Consider the following 20,609-nt stretch of genomic DNA (forward strand, 5'->3'; position numbering starts at 1 on the left):
CCTTTTTGTGATGCTTGGAATTCATGCGGAAACACGACCGAGGAGGACCGCGTCCTCCAAGGCCCAACTCAAAGACACCGCATCGCCGACCGATACGGGTTTGGAGAAATAATCGCCGTCGCTTGCGATGACGGTAAAGTCGTCGCTGCCCGCACCAATGACGGTGATCTTCACCGAGGCGCCGCGATATTCGATATTGGAAACGACACCGTTCAAGCCGACGCCCTTGTCGGAGCCAGACGCCAGCCGGACGCGATCGGTGCGAATGCCGATATCGATAAGCTCGCCCACGTCCCTGCCGGTGCCGCGCACGGAAAAGCTCTGGCCCTCCGGCGCGGTCAATGTCAGTACACCGTCCTCGCTGGACGTCACCCGGCCCGAGAGCACGTTATGATCGCCCATGAAGCGGGCGACGAAGGCGGTTGCCGGACGCTCGAAGACTTCGCGTGGTGACGCCGCCTGCTCGATCTTGCCGTCGTTCATGATCACCATGATATCGGCGAGGGCCATCGCTTCTTCCTGACTGTGCGTGACGTGCACGAAAGTGATGCCGAGCGTCTTTTGCAGCTTCTTCAACTCGGCGCGCATGCGGATTTTCAGGAATGGATCGAGCGCCGACAGCGGCTCGTCGAGCAACAACGCCTCGGGATCGGTGATCAGCGCGCGGGCGAGCGCCACGCGCTGCTGCTGCCCGCCAGAAAGCTGCGCCGGTCGTCGCGTAGCGTAAGCCTCCATCTGCATCAGCTTCAGCATCTCGAGCGCCTTTGCCCGACGCTCGTCCTTATCCACGCCCTTCATCTTCAGGCTGAAGGCGACGTTGTCGATGAGGTCGAGATGCGGAAAGAGCGCATAGGACTGGAACATCATTGCCGTGCCGCGCTTGGCCGGTGGAAAATCGGTGACGACGACATTTCCGAGCCGGATATCGCCCGACGAAATGCTTTCATGACCCGCGATCATGCGAAGCGTGGAGGTCTTGCCGCAGCCGGAGGGGCCGAGAAAGCAGCAATAGGAGCCAGCCGGTATCTTCAGGCTGATGGCGTGGACGGCGGTCGTCGTGCCATAGACCTTCGAAACGGACGCTATATCGATCTCTGCCGCTTTCGACATCGTATCTCCTTCTGTTTGGGAAGGACGATGCATCTGGCGTGCCAAGTCTGTTGCGCTGCACTAAGCTATTGTGAATCATGGAGTTTCAGCGCAGCGCGAACGAGGTTCCTTATATAAGACAAACATATGTTTGCACATGAAATAGGCTTTCGTCTGCAATATGTGCACTAGATCGTATACGATTATGCTTTCCTTTTGTTACAAATTCCGTTTAACTTTTGCGGCGAACGCGGATATCATTCCGTCGATTATCAGGTATCCGCTCTTATGAACTCCACAGCCGACGCGCTCCAGACGACCAGCGATTCCACAGAAACCGGCGCCCAGCAGATCCGCGATGCCATTCGCGAGGCGATCGTCGAGCGCAGGCTTTCCCCAGGCACGAAACTCTCCGAGAGCGACGTCGGCAATCTGTTCAATGTTAGCCGCACGCTGGCGCGCGCCGCTCTGCAGGCCCTATCCTACGAGGGGCTTGTCAGCGTCGAGAAGAATCGTGGCGCATTCGTTGCCTATCCCTCGCCCGAGGAAGCCCGGCAGATCTTCGCTGCTCGCCGTCTGGTGGAGCCGGGCATTCTCAAGGAAGCGGCGGCGAGGATTACGCCCCCGCAGATCCAGCACCTAAAGCAGCTTCTGCTCGAAGAGGGCCGGCTGATGGCGGAGCGCGGTCAGTCCGCGCGCCGCGCCGAAATCAAGGCCTCTGGCGATTTCCATCTCATGCTCGCCTCTATCTCCGGCAATCTGATTATGCAGCGTTTCATGGAAGAATTGGTCGCCCGCTCATCCCTGGTGATCGCGCTTTATGGCCAGTCTAGCGTGTCGAGCTGCGGTCATGCGGAACATGGCGATGTCATCGCCGCCATCGAGCGCAAGGATATCGAGACGGCGTGCCATCTCATGCTTCACCATATTTCCCATATCGAAGCCGATCTCGATCTGCGCGAGCGCAAGAGCGTCGGCCTGAGAGAAGCCTTCGAGCAATAGACCGGCGCAACGGCTGTCTCGGGGCTTCCTCCTCATTACATCCAACGGAGATAGATTTGAGCCCGATCGAAACCCTTTTCACCCGCGCAAAGCTCGCTGATGGCTCTCTCAAGGATATCGGCGTGTCAGGCGGACGCATCATTTCGATCGACCCCTCAAGTGCTGAAGCCCCGCTTGCCGAGAGCGTCGATCTCGGCGGCGCACTCGTGGTACCCGGCTTCGTCGAAGGTCACATCCACCTCGACACCAGCTTTTTCGGCGATGCCTGGATACCGCACAAGCCCTGCACCAACGGCTTTGATGTGCATGAACGCGTCGCATTCCAGGCGCAGAATATGGCGCAGGCCGCCCCCATGGATGAGCGTGCCCGCAATCAGCTGGATCTCTGCATCGCCAATGGCAGCACGCAGATGCGCAGCCATGTCATGGTCGACGGATCGGTCGGGCTGAAATCGCTGGGAACCGTTCTCGCCGTCCGCGAGGACTATCGCGACTATATCGATATCCAGCTCGTCGCCTTCCCCCAGAGCGGCATCCTGAAGAGCTCGGGCACTCCGCAACTGATGGACGAAGCCATTTCCATGGGCGCCGATCTCGTCGGCGGCCTGGACCCGGCCAGCTTCGACCGTGATGTCGAGGGACATCTAAACGTCGTCTTCGGCGTCGCCGAAAAGCATGGCGTCGATGTTGATATCCACCTTCACGACGGCGGCACGCTCGGCCTTTTCACCATCGAGCAGATATGTTCTCGCACGCGCGCCCTTTCCATGCAGGGACATGTCGCCATCAGTCACGCCTACGGGCTCGGCGATCTCCCGGTAGAAGCCGTCAAGCGTGCCGCCGAAACGATCGCAGCCAGCGGCGTTTCCATCATGACCAACGCGCCTGGCAACCATGCTTTCCCGCCGGTCGCCTTGCTTCGCACGGCGGGCGTCACAGTCTTCAGCGGCAGCGATAATATCCGCGATTCCTGGTGGCCCTATGGCGATGGCGATATGTTGGGTCGTGCGATGATGATCGGCTATCGCTCGGGCTTCTATACCGACGACGAATTGAAGGCCGCCTTCGATGTCGTCACCGATAGCGGCGCGAAGGCGTTGCGTCTCGACGGCTATGGATTGAAGATCGGCGCGAAGGCGGATTTTGTGACGCTGAAGGCGGAGCATGTACCCGAAGCGGTCGTCGCAATTCCTAGGGAGCGTTCGGTCTATAAGGCCGGCCGGCTCGTCGCCAGGAACGGTGCCGTCATTCGGGCGTGATTTACATCAGATATTGCATTCGGATTTTCTTATGGTCTATTGAAAAGGCGTCATAATGCTTGATCTGGTCATTTCGAACGTGCGTATCGCCGGCCGCGATCAGCCGCACGATATCGGCATCAAGGATGGCAGGGTCGCCGCGCTCGAAACCGGTCTGGTTTCCGATGCGCCGCGTCAGGATATGTGCGGCTGCTTTGCATTCGGCGGCTTCATCGACAGCCATATCCATCTCGACAAGGCATGTATTCTCGACCGCTGCCTGATCTGCGAAGGCACGCTGGAAGAGGCCGTGCGCGAAACGGCGAAGGCGAAGTCGGCCTTCACGGTTGAAGATGTCTATGCCCGAGCCGCGCGCGTGGTGGAGAGCGCCATTGTCAACGGCACGACGGCGATGCGGACGTTCGTGGAGGTCGATCCGCGTGCCGGCTTCCGATCGTTCGAGGCGATGCGGCAAATCAGGCATGATTATCGCTGGGCTCTCGATATCCAAATCTGTGTCTTCGCGCAGGAGGGTTTGACCAACGAACCTGAGACAGCCTCGATGCTGGACAAAGCGCTTGGTGACGGCGCCGACCTGATCGGTGGCTGCCCCTATACCGATCCCGAGCCTCAGGCGCACATCCGCTGGATTTTCGATCTCGCCGAGCGCCATGGCGTCGACGTCGATTTCCATCTCGATTTCGATCTCAATCCGGCGAACTCGGCCATTCCGGCCGTCATCGCCGAGACGCAGCGGCGCGGCTATGGCAGGCATGTTTCTATCGGCCACGCCACCAAGCTTTCCGCCATGCCGAAGCAGGAAGTCGTCGAGGTCGCCGTGCGGCTGGCCGACGCCGGTATTGCCGTTACTGTGCTGCCGGCGACTGACATGTTCCTGCTCGGTCGCGATCGGGATCATCTCGTGCCGCGCGGCATAGCCCCTGCTCTGCTCCTCGCCACACATGGCGTCACGGTTACGGCCGCGACCAATAACGTGCTCAATCCGTTTACGCCTTATGGCGATGCCTCGCTTGGCCGGATCGCCAATCTCTTTGCCAATGCGGCGCAGCTTTCCCGCGATGAAGACATCGCCACTGCATTCGACATGGTGACCACCAATGCCGCCCGCCTCATGCGGCGCGACTATGCTCTCCAAACGGGAGCGCCGGCCGACATCGTCATACTCGACGCCGCCGATCCGCTTTCCGCCATCCGCGAAATCCGCCTTCCGATCGCCGGATGGAAGAGCGGCCGACAAACGTTCAGCCGCCCAAGGGCACAGCTGCTTCGTCCAGCGGACTGAGGAGTAGCCGTTCGCCCGCTAGGTTCGGACAGTCTTGTGCAGCCAGGTCGCAAAGAGGTCGGGCCATTCACCGGAAGGCATGCCTTTCTTACCCATGGCGAACCCATGCCCGCCGCTCGCGAGACGATCCAGTTCGACAGGAACACCGGCCCGTTCGCAGGCGGCCTGCATGATCAGCGTGTTGGCCGGATTGGAAATCGGATCATTCTCAGCCTGAACGAGAAACATAGGCGGGCAATCGCTGCCGACATATGTGTCGACCGACCACATGGCGCTCATCTCGGGGCTGGGGTGATCGCCGACAAAGATGCGCCGGGTCGACGTGTGATCATAAGGCGGCCGCAGCGTGATCACCGGATAGATCAACGCCGCGAAATCCGGACGCGCCGAAAGCGCATCGATCGTGTCCATGGCAGGATAGGAGGCAAAGGCCGAACGCGCCGAAGCAAGACCGAGCAGGTGACCTCCCGCCGAGAAGCCGAGCACACCCAGCCGTTTCGGATCGATGCGAAAGCTCTTCACATTGGCTCGAATGAGGCGGATGGCGCGCTGGGCATCCTGCAGCGGGGCGAGTGGACCGTTGGTCCACCCTTCCCCCGGAAGCCGATACCGCAAAACGAAAGCCGTTATACCGCGATCGTTCAGCCATGAGGCCGCCGGAAGCGCTTCCTGGCCCTCTTCAATCCGCTTGTAACCGCCACCCGCCGCAACGAGCATGGCATCACCGTTGGGATGTGCCGGCGTATAGACGGTAATCGACGGTATCGCGATGTTGGTGATCGCACCCCAGGCATTAATGGTCATCGGATCGGATGGGCCGCCACTGCCAGGTGGCTTTGCCGGCCAAAGCGGAAGCGTAGCGGCAACGGGGGCGGCCTGCACCTTGCGGGAGAATGCTGCGGCACTCATTCCTGCCAGCATCGATCGGCGTGTCAGCATTGCGCGTCCTCGGTAAGGTTTTTCGCCATCAGAGTGGCCCAGGCGTCATGATAGCCTGTCCTCAGCCCCGGAAGCGAATCGGCTTTTCGACACCATAAGTGATCGGCAGACGGCGCTTTATTTTTTCAGTTCCCGCTCAAATTTCTCGATCTGCTGGATGACCCAGGGGTCATCGGCGGAATACTGAATCGCCTCACGATCCGTCCGCTCCCGGCGCCGCCTCAATATCCAGTCCATCAAAGCGTAAAAGAGCCGCATGCGAGTATCCATGTTCTTTTGGAACGTGAGAGGCCCGACCACCGGCCTCGTGAGCGTTATCAGTAGTCGAGCCTCAACCAGCCGCAAGGCGTTGCGGCCATTACCTATTTGCCTTCCGCTAAATGAACGCTAGCTGAACATGGATGCACTTTATAAGAGAGATATCATGTTTGTTGTCACACTCAAACCTTGCCGGAAAAGGCGAGGCGATCAGCTCTCTTCGCCTGTTAGAGATGACTGCGTCTGCGAAAAAAAGTGTCGATTTCGAAAAAACCGCCTCCCTGGCGTCCTTTTTCTGTCAGCCGTACCGATATGACGTAATATGACCTAGTCGCCACGGAACAGCAGCGCTACATCACGCCGCGCTGCTTCCGATTTCCCCGGAGCGGCATAAGCTTGGCCTCGCTTCCGCGGGGCCTTTTTTCTTTTATGAAAATTGCGCTAGCCGAAACGCGGCTCGTTCCCTGCTTTATCGCCGGGGTTCGCCGCCGGGCGCATAGACGGTATTCTGCTCGAAGCGGAATACCGTTCCGCAGCCGCAACGAATCATGTGCTTGCGCGGATCGGCCGATGGCCGTTCCGTGGAAAAGCCGCGCGGCATCTCGTCGATCCTAAAATCCCGGCTGGATCCAGAGCGATCATCGCTTTCGGAAACTTCCGCGAAGCCAGCATGGCCGCACTTCGAGCATTCCAGCTTTCGTGAATATCGATCTCGCGCAGCCATTCTTTTCCAATCCGGGACTCAAGTCAGCCTCCTTCTATCAGTGCTTTTCCCGCTCTTGAAGAGAGCTGACGTCATCGCTTTGATCGAAACACCCCTAAAAAAGAGGGTGATGGACAGGAAAAGAGATTGACCTGATAGCAGATGTCAGACCAATTTAGCCGTCATGATGACCAAGGCGATGCTCACACCACTCCCCTCGATCGATCGGACGCAGCAAGTGATCGACGCGCTGTCCGACTTCATCGAGTCGTCGGAGCTTCAGGCGGGCCAACGGTTGCCGACCGAGCGTGAATTGATGGCCGCTCTCTCGGTGGGTCGCTCGACGATCCGTGAGGTACTTACGCATTTCCAGGCTTTGGGCGTGATGGAAACCCGCAAAGGCAGCGGCACCTATCTGCTGAAGCCTGTTTCCAAGGCAACGATCCATATGCCCCTGTCGCTTGACACCACGCATCTGCGTGATGTCCTGCTGCAGACCCTTGAGGTTCGTCGCGGCATTGAATGCGAGGCCGGAATGGTCGCCGCCAGGAAGCGCTCAACCGCGGATATCGCTATCATTGAGGAGAAACTCAACGAGATGGAGCGCGTCCATATCGCCAAGGGCACTTCCGGCCCGGAAGATCTTGCGTTTCATCTTGCCGTCTATGACGCCAGCCACAATCCGTTGTTCAAGCAGCTTCTCGAACAGATGCGCGGAACCTTCGAGCGCTTCTGGACGCATCCCTTCGACCGGCAGGATTTTGCCCGCCGGTCCTTCCCCTTTCACCGCACGCTGTTCAACGCGATCGTCGCCCAGGATCCCGAGGCGGCACGCGCCGAAACACTGAAAATTCTCGACGTCGTCGAGGAAGACATCAAGGAAATGTCCAAATGACTGACGGGCTAGAGCCGTTCGAACTCGCTTCTCTGATTACCGCTCATGACGACGGCAATTTTGCCGAGGCTGTGGTGCCGCCGATCTTCCAGACATCGCTTTTCACCTTTTCCAGCTACGACGAGATGATCTCCTGCTATCGTGGCGAGAAGGTACGGCCGATCTATACGCGCGGCCTCAATCCGACCGTGCGTATGTTCGAGGAAATGCTGGCGAAACTTGAAGGCGGCGAGGATGCGCTCGGCTTTGCGAGCGGAATGGCCGCGATTTCTTCGGCCGTATTGAGCTTCGTCGAACCGGGCGACCGGATTGTCGCGGTCAAGCATATCTACCCCGACGCCTTCCGCCTCTTCGGCACCATCCTCAAGCGGATGAAGGTAGAGGTGACCTATGTGGACGGTCGCGACGACGAAGCCGTCGCCAAGGCGCTTCCGGGCGCCAAGGTCTTTTATATGGAAAGCCCGACAAGCTGGGTGATGGAAGCCCATGACGTCGGCGCGCTCGCAGCGCTCGCCAAGCGGCACGGCGTCGTCTCGATGATCGACAACAGCTGGGCCACACCCTATTTCCAGCGGCCGCTGACGCTCGGCGTCGATCTCGTCATCCACTCCGCTTCCAAATATCTGGGCGGCCATAGCGATGTCGTCGCTGGCGTAGTTGCCGGCTCCAAGGAGATGATCGCGCGGCTCAAGGCCGAAGCCTATCCCTATCTCGGCGGCAAGCTGTCGCCTTTCGATGCCTGGCTGTTGATCCGCGGCCTGCGCACCTTGCCGATCCGCATGCAGGCCCATGAAGCCGCCGCCATCACGATCGCCCGACGATTGCAGGAGCTCGATGCCGTCGAGCAGGTCTGCCATCCGGGCCTTGCCAACCGCCTCCCCGCCGGCCTCAACGGCACCTCCGGCCTCTTCTCCTTCATCTTCCGCGAAGGCGTCGATGTCAGGGCCTTTGCCGACAATCTCAAGCTCTTCAAACTGGGCGTGAGCTGGGGTGGGCACGAAAGCCTGATCGTACCGGGCGAAGTCGTGCTTCAGCAAAAGGCACAACCGAATTCCGCGCACACCTTTGGTATCAACCCGAGGTCCGTACGTCTCCATGTCGGTCTCGAGGGAACCGAGGCGCTGTGGAGAGATATCGAGCAAGCGATCGCCGCTGCCTCGTAAAACCTGCAACCTTCAGAGAAAAACCTAAAAAGGGGGAACCGAGCATGAAAAGACTGATAACAGCAGCACTCTTTACCGCAATGATGGCCGGAACGGCCTTTGCCGATACGACGCTCAAACTCGTCGAAGTCATCACCAGCCCTGAACGCACCGAGACACTGAAGTCGATCGTCGGCAAGTTCGAGGCGGCCAATCCGGGCACGAAGGTCGACATCATCTCGCTGCCCTGGAACGAAGCGTTCCAGAAGTTCGCGACCATGGTCTCGGCCGGCGATACGCCGGATGTGATGGAAATGCCGGATACCTGGCTGTCGCTCTATGGCAATAACGGCATGCTCGAAAGCCTCGAGCCTTACCTCGCCAAGTGGGACAACACGAAAGAACTGACGCCGCGTGCCCTCGAGCTTGGCCGCGACGTGAAGAACACGGCCTATATGCTGCCCTACGGCTTCTATCTTCGCGCCATGTTCTACAACAAGAAACTGCTGAAGGAAGCCGGCGTCAGCGAACCACCAAAGACGATGGACGAGTTCGTCAAGGCATCCGAGGCGGTCGCCAAGCTCCCCGGAAAATACGGCTACTGCATGCGCGGCGGCCCGGGCGGCCTGAACGGCTGGATGATCTTCGCCGCCTCCATGGCCGGCGACAACAAGTATTTCACCGCCGATGGCACCTCCACGATGAACAGCGCCGGCTGGGCGAAGGGCATCGAATGGATGGTCGATCTCTACAAGAAGGGATTGGCGCCGAAGGATAGCGTCAACTGGGGCTTCAACGAAGTCGTCGCCGGCTTCTATTCCGGCACCTGCGCCTTCCTCGACCAGGATCCAGATGCCTTGATCGCGATCGCCGAGCGCATGAGCAAGGACGATTTCGGCGTCATGCCACTCCCGAAGGGACCGGACGGCAAGTCCTTCCCGACCATCGGTTATGCCGGTTGGTCGATGTTTTCTACCAGTCAGAACAAAGATTTGTCCTGGAAATTGATAGCAACACTTGAAGGCAAGGAGGGCAACCTCGAATGGAACAAGAAGATCGGCGCCCTGCCGGCCTATACATCGGCCGAGAAGGATCCCTTCTATGCGACCGATCAGTTCAAGGGCTGGTTCGAGGAACTGGCTGACAAGAACACGGTGCCGACCGTCATGCCGACCTATCTCGAGGAATTCGCCTTCTTCAAGGATTCGCTCGCCATCAAGACATCGCAGCAGGCACTGATCGGCGATATCTCCGCGAAGGATCTGGCCGATCAATGGGCCGACTACCTGACCAAGGCGCAGCAGAAGTTCCTCGCCAAGAAGTAAGACCATCCCCGGCGGCGGAGCAATCCGCCGCCGTTTTTTCGCACACGACACAGACGGCGCCCGAACGCCGCGAATGGGAACTGATTTATGACCATGACCGCCGACAGGCGTCGCGACCGCAGGCCGTGGCTGAAGCGTCTTGCCGATGCCGCGGAGCCTTATCTTTACAGCGCCCCTGCCCTCATCCTCATTATCGCCGTCATGCTGGTGCCGCTGACGATCGGCATTTCCTATGCATTTCGCGATATCCAGCTGCTCAACCCCTTTTCCGGCGGCTTTATCGGCCTGGAGCATTTTCGCGATCTCTCGAAAGATGCCGCCTTTTATGGCGCGCTGAAGAATACGCTCTGGTGGACCGGCGCCTCGGTTCTCCTGCAATTCGTCTTCGGGCTGATCCTGGCGCTGCTGTTGGATAAGCCGTTTTTCGGCCGGGCACTGGTGCAGGCTTTGGTGTTTCTGCCCTGGGCGGTCCCATCCTTCCTGGCCGGCCTCAACTGGGCCTGGCTGTTCAATCCGGTGATCGGGCCAATCCCCCATTGGCTCTTCGATCTCGGCTTGATGAGCGAGCCCCGCAACATCCTCTCCGATCCGCAATATGCGATGTGGGGACCGATCGTCGCCAATGTCTGGTGGGGCATTCCCTTCTTTGCGATCACGCTGCTGGCTGCCCTCCAGGCGATCCCGCGCGATCTCTATGAGGCAGCTTCCATCGACGGCGCCGGCTGGTTCCAGCGTTTCGGTTCGATCACGCTTCCTTTCCTCGCTCCAACCATCGCCATCACGGTGTTGCTACGCACAGTCTGGGTCTCGAACTTCGCCGATCTGATCGTCGTCATGACCGGGGGCGGACCAGCCGATCGTACTCAGATCGTTGCGAGCTACATCTTCACCCAGGCCTTCAAACGACTGGATTTCGGCTATGCCTCGGCCATCGCGCTGGTGCTGCTCGTGCTGCTGCTTGCCTATTCCATGCTGATCATCCTGCTGCGGCAGACCCTGCTGAACAAGGATTGAGCCATGAGACGATCCATCCTCCCCACCATCGCGCATCGCCTGGCGATCCTCTGCTACGTCGTCTTTGCGCTCTTCCCGCTCTTCTGGCTGTTCAAGGTCTCCCTCACGCCGAACGACCTGCTTTATACGGAAGGTGTCCGCATGTGGCCGTCGCGCACGACATGGGAGCACTATGCTTTCGTGCTGCAACACAGCGACTTTCCGACATTCTTCAAGAACAGCCTGATCGTCTCCGGATCGACTGCGATTGCCGTGACGATTTGCGCATCGCTCTCCGGCTATGCTCTCTCGCGCTTCAATTTCCGCGCCAAATACTGGATCGTGGCGCTGATGCTGCTGACGCAGATGTTCCCGCTGGTCATGTTGGTGGCACCGATCTTCAAGATCCTGACGCCGCTGCATCTGACCAACAGCCTGACCGGCCTCGTTATCGTCTACACGGCGTTCAACGTGCCCTTCGCCACCTTCCTGATGCAGTCCTTCTTCGACGGCATTCCGAAGGATCTGGAAGAGGCGGCGATGATCGACGGCGCGACACAGTTCACGGCGTTCCGGCAGATCATCCTGCCGCTGACGCTGCCCGGCATCGCCGCGACGCTCGGTTTCGTCTTCACGGCGGCCTGGAGCGAGCTACTGTTCGCCCTGATGCTCATCAACGGCAATCAGGCCGCGACTTTCCCCGTCGGGCTTCTCACCTTCGTTTCGAAATTCTCCGTGGATTTCGGACAGATGATGGCGGCGGGCGTCATGGCGCTCATTCCGGCCTGCCTCTTCTTCCTGCTTATTCAGCGTTATCTCGTGCAGGGCCTGACGGCCGGCGCGGTCAAGGGTTAGTCAAATGGCATCGATCGATATTCAAAACGTCAGAAAAGCCTATGGCCATGTGCAGGTGCTGCACGACATCGATCTCCAGATCAAGGATGGCGAATTCGTCGTTCTCGTCGGGCCGTCGGGCTGCGGCAAGTCAACGCTGCTCCGGATGATCGCCGGTCTCGAGGACATCAGTGGCGGCGAGGTTCGCATCGCAGGCAAGCGCGTCAACGAACTGCATCCGAAGGACCGCGACATCGCCATGGTGTTCCAGTCCTACGCGCTCTATCCGCACATGAATGTCGCCGGCAATATGAGCTACAGCCTCAAGCTTCGGAAAGTCGCGAAAGACAAGATTGTGAGCATCGTCGCAGCCGCCGCATCGAAGCTCGGCCTCGACCCGTTGCTCGAGCGTCGCCCGAAAGCGCTTTCGGGTGGCCAGCGTCAGCGCGTTGCCATGGGCCGCGCCATCGTTCGCCAGCCGAAGGCCTTCCTCTTCGACGAGCCCCTGTCGAACCTCGACGCGCGCCTGCGTGAACAAATGCGCGCTGAAATCAAGAAATTGCATGGCGACCTGAAAGCAACCTCGATCTACGTGACGCACGACCAGATCGAGGCAATGACGCTGGCGGACCGGATCGTCGCCATGCATGGCGGGGTGGTGCAGCAAGTCGGCAGTCCGCTCGAACTTTACGACCGCCCCGCCAACCTCTTCGTTGCCGGCTTCATCGGCTCGCCGGGGATGAATTTCCTCGACGCGACCTATGAAACCGGCGGCATGAAGCTGAAGGACGGAACCATTGTCCCGCTACCGGCACCGCTGAACCTGCCCGCCGGCGCCAAGGCGACGGTTGGAATTCGGCCCGAGCATGTGGTTCTGTCAACGGATGGTACCGATCTCAGCGCCGATGTGGAGCTGATCGAACCAACCGGCTTCGGCATCATCCTGCACCTGTCGCTGCATGGCCTGCCATTCAAGGTCTTCACGCTCAATCGCGAGGCGCTGAGCGCGGGTCCGCAAGTGAACGTATCGTTCCCGGCGCAGCATCTGCATGTGTTCGACGAAGACGGCAAACGGGCGGTCTGAGCTAGGGGTTACCTTGCTCAGCGCGCCCGCAATGACGGCTTTTCTTAATCGGCAAAGGGTTCAGTCGGCCCTTTCGCCGGCTTGGTGAACCAGCGCGCGCCATCTTCTGTCATGTAGATGTGGTCCTCCAGCCGGATACCGAATTTTTCCGGAAAGACGATCATCGGCTCGTTGGAGAAAACCATGCCGGCGGCAAGCGGTGTCACATTGCCACGGACGATATAGGGCTCTTCATGGATTTCGAGGCCGAGCCCATGGCCGGCGCGGTGCGGCAATCCCGGCAAGCGATAGTCCGGGCCGAGAGAATGCTTGGCAAGCACCGCGCGAGCCGCGTCATCAAGGCTCGAGCATGCAGCTCCTAACTTGGCCGCGTCGAAGACGGCCTGTTGTGCCTCGCGTTCGATCGCCCAAGCCTGCTCGAATTCCTTGTGGCCGCGCTCCAGGGTGTAGGTTCGGGTGATATCCGAATGGTAGCCGTCGAGCCGGCAACCGGTGTCCACCAGAATGACGTCGCCATCGGCAAGGGTTTGGTCGCCATCCGCCCCATGCGGAAGCGACGTCGCCGCACCGAAGGAAACGATGCAGAAGGTCGAGCCGCCATCGGCCCCGGCATCGCGATGCCGCCGGTCGATGAAATCCACCACCTCGGACGCCTTTATCCCGGGCTTCATAAGCGCATGTGCCTGCTTGTGGACATCGAGCGTCAGGTCCATCGCATATTGAATGAGCGCGATTTCCGCCGGCGATTTGATTCGCCGGAGATCGCGGGTCAGCCGCCCACCATCCGTCAGCCTTTCAACGCCGATTTCTGCCGCCAGCGCGTGGTAGAAGAAAAGCGGCAGATCATCGTCGAGAGCAAGCTTGCCGGAGCCGCCGACAAGGCGAGCGATCAGGGCGACGCTGCTTTCCTCCTCCTGCCAGACCAGGATATCTCCGGGCAGATGCGGGAGCGTCTCGACGCGGCTGCGCTCAAAGCCCGGAACGATGTAGTAAAGCTCCGTCGGGGTAACGAGCGCGCCGAGAAACCGTTCGCTCAGATGCCAGACCAGCCCCGTGAAATAGCGCAGGCTCTCGGTCGGCCCGAGCAGCACGCCGGACAAGCCCTCGGCCTCGATGGACTGGCGGAGTTTCGAGAGACGAAGCTGCCTCTCGTCCTGAGTTATACGGGGTACGGGATGCTGCCAGGACATGCGGTTTTCCAATCCATTCGATCGAGAGGCGGAGATGAGAGTTTTTTCGTCGCGAGGTTTCAGGACAACGGGATCGCCACCGGCCGGTCCAAGTTGCGGGCAACATAGTCCTGGATCTGCCGAACAATCTGCGCAGCGTGATCGATCGCTAGCCGATCGGCACGGTCGACATCACCCGCTTCGATCGCGGCGATCATCTCCTCATGCTCATCGACATACTGGCGCGGCAGGCGATCATCGAATGTCGAATAATAGAGGCGAAGGATGCGCCGGCCTTCGTCGAGCAGGCGGGCGAAAAACGTCGTGTAGTAGGCATTGCCGGCAAGCTCGGCGATCGCGACGTGGAACTCGCGGTTCGCTTCGATCATCGCATAGGCATCGCGAGCAAGGACGGCGTCGGCGAAATCCTGCTGATGGGCGCGGATGGTCTTCATGATCCCGGCATCCCGCCGCTGGGTTGCGCCCCGCGTGGTGACGCGATACATCAGCGTCAGGGCCTCGAAATAGGTGGGCAGGCTGGCGAAATCGATCGTCGCCACGATCGTGTTCCTGTTTGGTAGGGTCGTGACCAGCCCCTCGGCAACAAGTCGCAACAGCGCCTCGCGGATCGGCGTTCTCGACATCTTGAAGCGCTCCGACAGTCGCACCTCGTCAAGCGGGCTACCGGGTTCGAGCGCCATAGACAGGATTTCCCGGCGCAGCGCGGCATAGACGCTTTGCGTGCCCGATCCGCGCACGCGCACATTTTCCGCATCATTCTGCATTCGGATGTCCCTCGCGACCCACATCTTCGTATGTCGTTTTGGCAGTTCTCTGCAAGACCGCCTGCCCTTCCCGAAACTTTTCTAGCCCCCTTCTTGAGCTTTGTCGACAGTTTGTATATAACGCCATCAGCTTTTAATGAGGATCAAGCGATGACGACTGGATGGAAGGGCGTATTTCCCGCCGTAACGACACAGTTCAAGGAAGATTTGTCCGTGGACCTCCCGGCCACGCAGGGCGTTCAGGATGCGCTGGTCAATGACGGTGTCAACGGGCTGATCGTCATGGGTACTTGCGGCGAGAACAACTCGCTCGACCCTGAGGAAAAGCGCACGATCCTGAAGGCCGCCGTCGAGGTGGTCAACGGCCGCATTCCCGTCGTCACCGGCGTCTCCGAGCTCGATACGCGTCGCGCCGTCGCCTATGCCCGTGATGCCGAGAAACTTGGCGCGGATGGCCTGATGCTCCTGCCGGCCATGGTCTATGTGCCGAAGCCGGAGGAGCTGATCGCGCATTTCCGCACGGTCGCCGAAGCGACCTCGCTGCCGATCATGCTCTACAACAACCCGCCGGCCTACCGCGTCAATATCGGCGCCGACGTGCTGCAGGCGCTCGCCGATGTGCCGAACATCAAGGCCGTCAAGGAAAGTGCGCCGGATCCACGTCGCTTCACCGATCTCATCAATGCCTTCGGTGATCGTTTCGATATTTTCGCCGGTCTCGACGATGTCGCGCTCGAAGGTCTGATGCTTGGCGCCAAGGGTTGGGTCTCCGGTCTGACCAGCGCCTTCCCGCAGGAATCGGTGCAGCTCGTCGCCGCCGCTGAACGTGGCGATTGGGAGGAGGCCCGCAAGATCTATCGCTGGTTTATGCCGCTTCTGCATCTCGATGCCGAGCATGACCTCGTGCAGTCGATCAAGCTTGCCGAGCAGATCATGGGCCGTGGCTCCGAGCGTGTCCGCATGCCGCGTCTGCCGCTGTCCGGCGCCCGCCGCGCCGAAGTCACCGCCATGGTCGAAAGGGCCGCCGCCACCCGCCCCTCCAAGGTGCGCCAGGCCGCCTGATACAGAAAAGCCGGCAATCGCGGATCAGCGATTGCCGGCTCTGCTTTTCCATAAAGACGTTCAGTTCGCAGATGTCGTTGTGGCTGTGGATTGCTCCAGCGCGTCGCGCACCTGATCTATTTTCCCGACAGCAGGGCCAACACCCAGGATACTCTTGGCTTCCGCCAGCGTCTTGTCGGTCACGACACCTGTCTTCGACGCCTGCGCCAAAGCCGAGCGCAACGCCTCGTCACCAAGCGCCGGGTCGGTCGGCACGGCATTGGTGCCGTTCTTAAGCTCGAACTCGGCATAATCCATGACATAGGCCCTGATGGCCGCCATCTTCGGATCCTTCGAATTCATATAGGCATGATAATTCCGCTTCAGGGAATTGAGGCTGCCAAGCCCCGCCGCCGCCGTCTTCACTTTCGTGGAGCTCGTCTTTTCGAGTTTCCTGTTTGTAGCCGCGGACTTTGAGGAATGTGTCGCATGTTTCAGGCTCCCGACGCTTCCATCACTATCGTCCGATTGTGCCGCGCTGGATTTTCCATCGCTGGAATTGCTGCTGCCGTGACTTCCGCCATTTCCATTGCCACCGCCATTGCCTCCTCCATTGCCGTTGCCGCCCTTGGCGTAGGCCATGTTTGCAAAACCGAAGCCGCCGCTGGTTACCGGAGCGACAGCCAATGCCAAGGCAACAACAGTCGTTCCAAAGGCTGAACTGAATTTCATCTGCATATTCCTCTTATTCCAGATTATGCTTCCGTCACGCGTTGCAACTGCCACGCGGGATGAGCAATCATGCTGCTCGTCATAATATTGCTGGAAATAGAAGTTTCCACGGGGAACGGACCTATGCCTCAGGGGATCAGACCTTAGCCTGATTACCGATGGCCGAAAGTCCAGGGGCACGATCGATGGGAATTTACATCAATCCTGAGATCTGCCGGCATTTGAATGATCATCGCTGAAAGTAGCCAGACATGCAGACAAACCTCAAATCACTGCTGTCGCCGGTTCGCTTGATCGCCGGCTGGAACTCCCAATCCCTGGCACGACAATTCCTGCTGATCGGAGGCCTCGTTGCCGCCTGCGCCATGCTTGTCGTCGGTGCCGTCGTCACCAGCCTCATCGAAGATGCCGTCACGCGCAACTCTGCCGCCAGTACTGCTCTTTATGTCGACAGCGTCATCGCGCCGCTTCTGCCGGACATGCAGACAACCAAGATGCTGGACGATACGGTAACGCGTGCATTGGATGAGACGCTCGGCGAAGGCGCGCTTGGCAGCCGCCTGATGTCCTTTCGCCTCTGGCGCAGCGACGGCACTGTTCTCTACTCCAATGACAAGAACCTGATGGGAAAGCAGTTCCCGCTGAGCGATGATCTGAAGGCGGCATTTTCCGGCACGATGATGGCGCAGTTCAATCAGCTCGACGGCGTCGAAAGCGTTGCAGAGCGCGAGAGCGGCAAGCCGCTCCTGGAGATTTACAATCCGGTCCTCCAGCCCTGGTCGGGCGATGTCGTCGCGGTCTCGGAATTCCACGAAGTAGCGTATGATTTTCAGCGCAGCTTGAACCAGGCACGCTTCCGAAGCTGGCTGGCCGTCGGCGTGTTCACCCTCGCCTTCTTTCTTATCCTCTCGATGATCGTCCTTCGTGGCAGCCGAACGATCGAAAGCCAGCGCGGCGCACTCAATGCACGTATCGGCGAATTGTCGGCTCTTCTGCAGCAGAACGAGATCCTGCGCACCCGCGTTCAAAGAGCCTCGCAACGCGCTGCCGCCCTCAACGAAAGCTACCTCAGGCGCATCGGCGCTGATCTGCATGACGGCCCCGCGCAGCTCGTCGCATATGCATCGTTAAGACTCGACAGTGAGGCCTTGGCAAATCCGGCGGCGCCGGTGCGAGAACGGGAGCTGTCGCTTGCCGCAATCAAATCGAGCCTCGACGACGCCATGGCGGAGATCAGAAGCATCTGCAGTGGGCTCGTCCTGCCGCAGATCGAGGCGGCGAACCTCCCGGAGCTGCTGCAACGCGCGGTTCGCGCCCACGAGCAGCGAACGGGAACCGTGGTCGGCCTGTCCTTTTCCGACACCGCGCAGGAACTATCGACCTCCGCCAAGATCTGCATATATCGCTTCGTCCAGGAAGCGCTGAACAATGGTTATCGTCACGGCGACGGCGCAGCGCAGCAGGTTGACCAGAGTACCGATGGCAAACACGTCACGATTGCGGTATCAGATGATGGGCCAGGTTTCGATCCGGCACGTATTCCTGAGAGCAGCCTCGGTTTGGCGGGCCTCAGGGAAAGAGTAGAAAGTGTTGGTGGCGTCTTCGAGCTCAGTTCCTCCAAGGATGGAACCATCGTTCGGATGTCGCTCAGCGCGATGGAAATGGAACAGACATGACGACAGCAATCAGCCTGGCGGTCATCGACGATCATCCGCTGTTTCGTGAAGGCGTCGTTCGCAGCCTCGTCGAGATCGGCGGTTTTTCGATCGTGGGCGAAGGCAGCACGAAAGACGACGCCGTTCGCATAGTTGCAGAATCGCGCCCGGATGTTCTGTTGATGGATATCTCCATGCCCGGCGGCGGACTGGAAGCGATCCCGCTGATCCTCGAGCATGTGCCAGACCAGAAAATCGTGATGCTGACTGTCTCCGAAGCAAGTGACGATGTAACGACGGCGCTGAGAAGCGGTGCGAAGGGATATGTGCTCAAGGGTGTCGGATCGAGAACGCTGGCCGAGATTCTCCGCACCGTGGCTTCAGGTGAAACCTATGTTGCGCCGACCCTTTCCGCCCGCCTGATCTCCGGCCAGGGCGCTGCGCCGGCGAAGGCGGATCTTATCCGCGAACTGACGGACCGGGAAAGCGAAGTGCTTCAGCTTGTCGCAACCGGCTTGAGCAACAAACAGATCGGTCTCAAGCTCGATCTCCACGAGAAGACGGTGAAGCATCATATGACCCAGATCTTCACGAAGCTGGGCGTTGCAAACCGCACGGAAGCAGCGATGGTGTTTCGCGATGCACTGGAAAGAAACGGCTAAAATCAAGACCAGGCTTGTGTGACATGGCAGGCGCTCTTCAAGAATTCGGCCCCGAGATATGGATTGCGGACGGTCCAACCGTCACGGCCGCCGCTGGCTTTCACTACCCCACGCGCATGGCGATTATCAGATTGTCCGATGGTGGCCTCTTCCTATGGTCGCCGACGGCTGTCACGGAGGACCTTCGAGCAGAAGTGGAGAGCTTGGGCGACGTGCGCTACCTGATCGCCCCCAATTCGCTTCACCATCTCTTCGTTGGCGATTGGCAGCAGGCCTATCCAAATGCCAAGGCCTATGCCCCACCGGGTCTGCGGCAAAAGCGTAAGGATCTTAAATTTGACGGCGATCTTGGCGATGCCCCGATTGCGGATTGGGCCGAAGACATCGATCTGGTCGTGATGCGGGGCAGCCTGATCACAACCGAGGCGGTCTTTTTTCACCGCAAGAGTGCCACAGTGCTCTTCACCGATCTCATTCAGCATTTTCAGCCTGAATGGTTCAAGGGCTGGCGGGCAATCGTCGCAAGACTGGATTTGATGGTAGCGGCTGAACCGTCTGTGCCTCGGAAGTTTCGCATTGCTTTTACAGATCGGCCCACCGCGCGCGCCTCGATCAGGCGTATCCTGGATTGGCCAGTCGTGAACGTGCTGATGGCCCATGGAGAGCCGATCACCGACGGTGGTCGGGATTTCCTGCATCGTGCATTTCGTTGGTTGACTGATCAGTGACCGCTTCCATTGCGGACCGCCACGAATCCGTTATCGAATGACGGCCCTGGAGTTCAAAGCTGCCGCGACAGATCAATCGGATCCTGCGTCTAGTGCAGGAAGGATTTCAGTCGCTTCTGGTCGCCCGTCGTCGCGCTACGATTGATGATGGTGCGCCCTTTTGAATCCTTCATGACATAGCGTCCGTTCTGGATGGATTCACTCATGCCGTCGGTGTGCTCAACCTCCATCGGCGCATCGTCTGAACTGGTCGCAGCATCGGTGTTGTCCTGGCTTTGCTTGGCACTTTTTCCGCTGGAGCTTTTGCCACTACCGTTCCCGTTCCCATTACTATTGCCATTGCCATTGCTGCCCCCATTTCCGCCGCCGTTCCCGCTATTGCCGCCGCCATTACCGTTGCCGCCGCCGTTGCCTCCTCCATTGCCATTCCCCCCGCCTTTAGCGTCGGCGGTTTGTACAACAAGCCCTACCGATGATCCGTGAATCTCGACGCGATAGGGAGTTGCGGCAAGCACCAGCGCAAACAGAGTGCAGAGAGAAACAGAGATCGACTTTCCGCGTAAAGACATGGGCTTTTCACAGGCTTTCGGATGCATGAACTAAAGAGCCGGGAGAGATTCGCCAGCCATTGTGTTTGAGACAGTGTCTCCACAACGACATCAGATCGCTTCTGCGACGCAAGCGTCAACACTGGTCCGTGCTAAAACGCTAATGTCGGGCTTTTTGCAAGCCCTATCGGGACCTTCGCCCCATCCGCCGTCAGACTAAGGTCCTAATATCAACTCGACTGAAGCCCCGATGGCGAAGACCAAGATTGAAAGAGCGTCTGCCGCCCGGTTACTACTACCACAGGGTAGCGGATGAGCCGGATAACGGATGATACGGATGAACGTCCGTCATCACGCCTTTTCGCGGATGGAAACGGGGCAATTTGTCATGAACACCATGAGCGATCCATCCGCCTTAGGCGCGATGGTCAGGAGAACGATGCTGAGCATCCAGGGCGCCGGATGGCATTGCAGGACGGCTGTC

20 protein-coding genes are annotated in these 20,609 nt (G+C 59.3%); 13 read left to right on the forward strand and 7 right to left on the reverse strand.

Annotated features, from left to right (window positions below):
• Positions 1–21: 21 nt before the first annotated feature.
• Entirely contained in the window at positions 22–1,110 is a 1,089-nt protein-coding gene (locus RRH01S_RS13315; protein ID WP_007698043.1) for an ABC transporter ATP-binding protein, read from the reverse strand.
• 267 nt (positions 1,111–1,377) lie between these two features.
• On the opposite strand from RRH01S_RS13315, the gene RRH01S_RS13320 reads away from it, so the two are divergent.
• From RRH01S_RS13320 to RRH01S_RS13330, 3 genes are read left to right on the forward strand one after another with little or no spacing between them, the layout of a single operon-like run.
• On the forward strand, positions 1,378–2,091 hold the full coding sequence (locus tag RRH01S_RS13320; RefSeq protein WP_012650411.1) for a GntR family transcriptional regulator: 714 nt from the start codon (positions 1,378–1,380) through the stop codon (positions 2,089–2,091).
• Positions 2,092–2,147: 56 nt separating this feature from the next.
• On the forward strand, positions 2,148–3,350 hold the full coding sequence (locus RRH01S_RS13325) for an amidohydrolase family protein (protein ID WP_012650412.1): 1,203 nt from the start codon (positions 2,148–2,150) through the stop codon (positions 3,348–3,350).
• A gap of 55 nt (positions 3,351–3,405) precedes the next feature.
• The gene (locus RRH01S_RS13330; RefSeq protein ID WP_042472051.1) at positions 3,406–4,632 is read left to right on the forward strand and encodes an amidohydrolase family protein; all 1,227 of its coding nucleotides are present in this window, start codon (positions 3,406–3,408) and stop codon (positions 4,630–4,632) included.
• An 18-nt stretch (positions 4,633–4,650) separates the two neighbouring features.
• On the opposite strand, the gene RRH01S_RS13335 is transcribed toward RRH01S_RS13330, so the two are convergent.
• Together RRH01S_RS13335 and RRH01S_RS35230 are read right to left on the reverse strand one after the other, a co-directional pair.
• A complete protein-coding gene (locus RRH01S_RS13335) occupies positions 4,651–5,571 on the reverse strand; it encodes an alpha/beta hydrolase (RefSeq protein ID WP_012650414.1) in 921 nt (306 codons plus the stop codon).
• A gap of 727 nt (positions 5,572–6,298) precedes the next feature.
• Positions 6,299–6,553 (reverse strand): hypothetical protein, encoded by a 255-nt coding sequence (locus RRH01S_RS35230; protein ID WP_034516356.1) that lies wholly within the window; start codon positions 6,551–6,553, stop codon positions 6,299–6,301.
• A gap of 178 nt (positions 6,554–6,731) precedes the next feature.
• Between RRH01S_RS35230 and RRH01S_RS13350 the strand changes: the two genes are divergently transcribed.
• The 6 genes from RRH01S_RS13350 to RRH01S_RS13375 all read left to right on the forward strand — a co-directional run bounded on the left by RRH01S_RS13350 (position 6,732) and on the right by RRH01S_RS13375 (position 12,805).
• Positions 6,732–7,427, forward strand: coding sequence for a FadR/GntR family transcriptional regulator (locus RRH01S_RS13350; RefSeq protein ID WP_374188753.1), 696 nt, complete (start codon positions 6,732–6,734; stop codon positions 7,425–7,427).
• On the forward strand, positions 7,424–8,590 hold the full coding sequence (locus RRH01S_RS13355) for a PLP-dependent transferase (RefSeq protein ID WP_012650417.1): 1,167 nt from the start codon (positions 7,424–7,426) through the stop codon (positions 8,588–8,590). The genes RRH01S_RS13350 and RRH01S_RS13355 overlap by 4 nt, the downstream gene beginning before the upstream one ends.
• Before the next feature lie 44 nt (positions 8,591–8,634).
• Positions 8,635–9,894: an ABC transporter substrate-binding protein gene (locus RRH01S_RS13360; protein WP_007698014.1), complete on the forward strand. Its 1,260-nt coding sequence runs from the start codon at positions 8,635–8,637 to the stop codon at positions 9,892–9,894.
• Positions 9,895–9,981: 87 nt separating this feature from the next.
• Entirely contained in the window at positions 9,982–10,908 is a 927-nt protein-coding gene (locus RRH01S_RS13365; RefSeq protein ID WP_007698013.1) for a carbohydrate ABC transporter permease, read from the forward strand.
• A gap of 3 nt (positions 10,909–10,911) precedes the next feature.
• Positions 10,912–11,742, forward strand: coding sequence for a carbohydrate ABC transporter permease (locus RRH01S_RS13370; protein ID WP_007698012.1), 831 nt, complete (start codon positions 10,912–10,914; stop codon positions 11,740–11,742).
• A gap of 4 nt (positions 11,743–11,746) precedes the next feature.
• Entirely contained in the window at positions 11,747–12,805 is a 1,059-nt protein-coding gene (locus tag RRH01S_RS13375; protein WP_037220179.1) for an ABC transporter ATP-binding protein, read from the forward strand.
• Positions 12,806–12,849: 44 nt separating this feature from the next.
• Here RRH01S_RS13375 and RRH01S_RS13380 read toward each other — a convergent pair whose 3' ends face one another.
• The gene (locus RRH01S_RS13380; protein WP_012650419.1) at positions 12,850–13,995 is read right to left on the reverse strand and encodes a M24 family metallopeptidase; all 1,146 of its coding nucleotides are present in this window, start codon (positions 13,993–13,995) and stop codon (positions 12,850–12,852) included.
• Positions 13,996–14,054: 59 nt separating this feature from the next.
• Positions 14,055–14,759 carry a GntR family transcriptional regulator gene (locus RRH01S_RS13385; protein WP_012650420.1) on the reverse strand — a complete coding sequence of 235 codons (705 nt, stop codon included), beginning with the start codon at positions 14,757–14,759 and terminating at the stop codon, positions 14,055–14,057.
• Positions 14,760–14,909: 150 nt separating this feature from the next.
• Here RRH01S_RS13385 and RRH01S_RS13390 point away from each other — a divergent pair, with 150 nt between their 5' ends.
• The gene (locus tag RRH01S_RS13390) at positions 14,910–15,821 is read left to right on the forward strand and encodes a dihydrodipicolinate synthase family protein (RefSeq protein ID WP_012650421.1); all 912 of its coding nucleotides are present in this window, start codon (positions 14,910–14,912) and stop codon (positions 15,819–15,821) included.
• A 60-nt stretch (positions 15,822–15,881) separates the two neighbouring features.
• Here the strand turns inward: RRH01S_RS13390 and RRH01S_RS13395 are convergent, their stop codons facing one another.
• Positions 15,882–16,532 (reverse strand): hypothetical protein, encoded by a 651-nt coding sequence (locus RRH01S_RS13395; protein ID WP_041723720.1) that lies wholly within the window; start codon positions 16,530–16,532, stop codon positions 15,882–15,884.
• A 251-nt stretch (positions 16,533–16,783) separates the two neighbouring features.
• Between RRH01S_RS13395 and RRH01S_RS13400 the strand changes: the two genes are divergently transcribed.
• The 3 genes from RRH01S_RS13400 to RRH01S_RS13410 are packed head-to-tail and all read left to right on the forward strand — an operon-like array spanning position 16,784 to position 19,577.
• On the forward strand, positions 16,784–18,208 hold the full coding sequence (locus RRH01S_RS13400) for a sensor histidine kinase (protein WP_012650423.1): 1,425 nt from the start codon (positions 16,784–16,786) through the stop codon (positions 18,206–18,208).
• Complete coding sequence (locus RRH01S_RS13405; RefSeq protein WP_007698003.1) at positions 18,205–18,849, forward strand: LuxR C-terminal-related transcriptional regulator; 645 nt, start codon at positions 18,205–18,207, stop codon at positions 18,847–18,849. The genes RRH01S_RS13400 and RRH01S_RS13405 overlap by 4 nt, the downstream gene beginning before the upstream one ends.
• A 23-nt stretch (positions 18,850–18,872) precedes the next feature.
• Positions 18,873–19,577: a DUF4336 domain-containing protein gene (locus RRH01S_RS13410; RefSeq protein ID WP_034516335.1), complete on the forward strand. Its 705-nt coding sequence runs from the start codon at positions 18,873–18,875 to the stop codon at positions 19,575–19,577.
• A gap of 89 nt (positions 19,578–19,666) precedes the next feature.
• Here the strand turns inward: RRH01S_RS13410 and RRH01S_RS13415 are convergent, their stop codons facing one another.
• Complete coding sequence (locus tag RRH01S_RS13415; protein WP_042472058.1) at positions 19,667–20,146, reverse strand: hypothetical protein; 480 nt, start codon at positions 20,144–20,146, stop codon at positions 19,667–19,669.
• Positions 20,147–20,609: the final 463 nt, after the last annotated feature.

Origin of the sequence: Rhizobium rhizogenes NBRC 13257 (genome assembly GCF_000696095.1) — a bacterium.
GTDB classification, from domain to species: Bacteria; Pseudomonadota; Alphaproteobacteria; order Rhizobiales; family Rhizobiaceae; genus Rhizobium; species Rhizobium rhizogenes.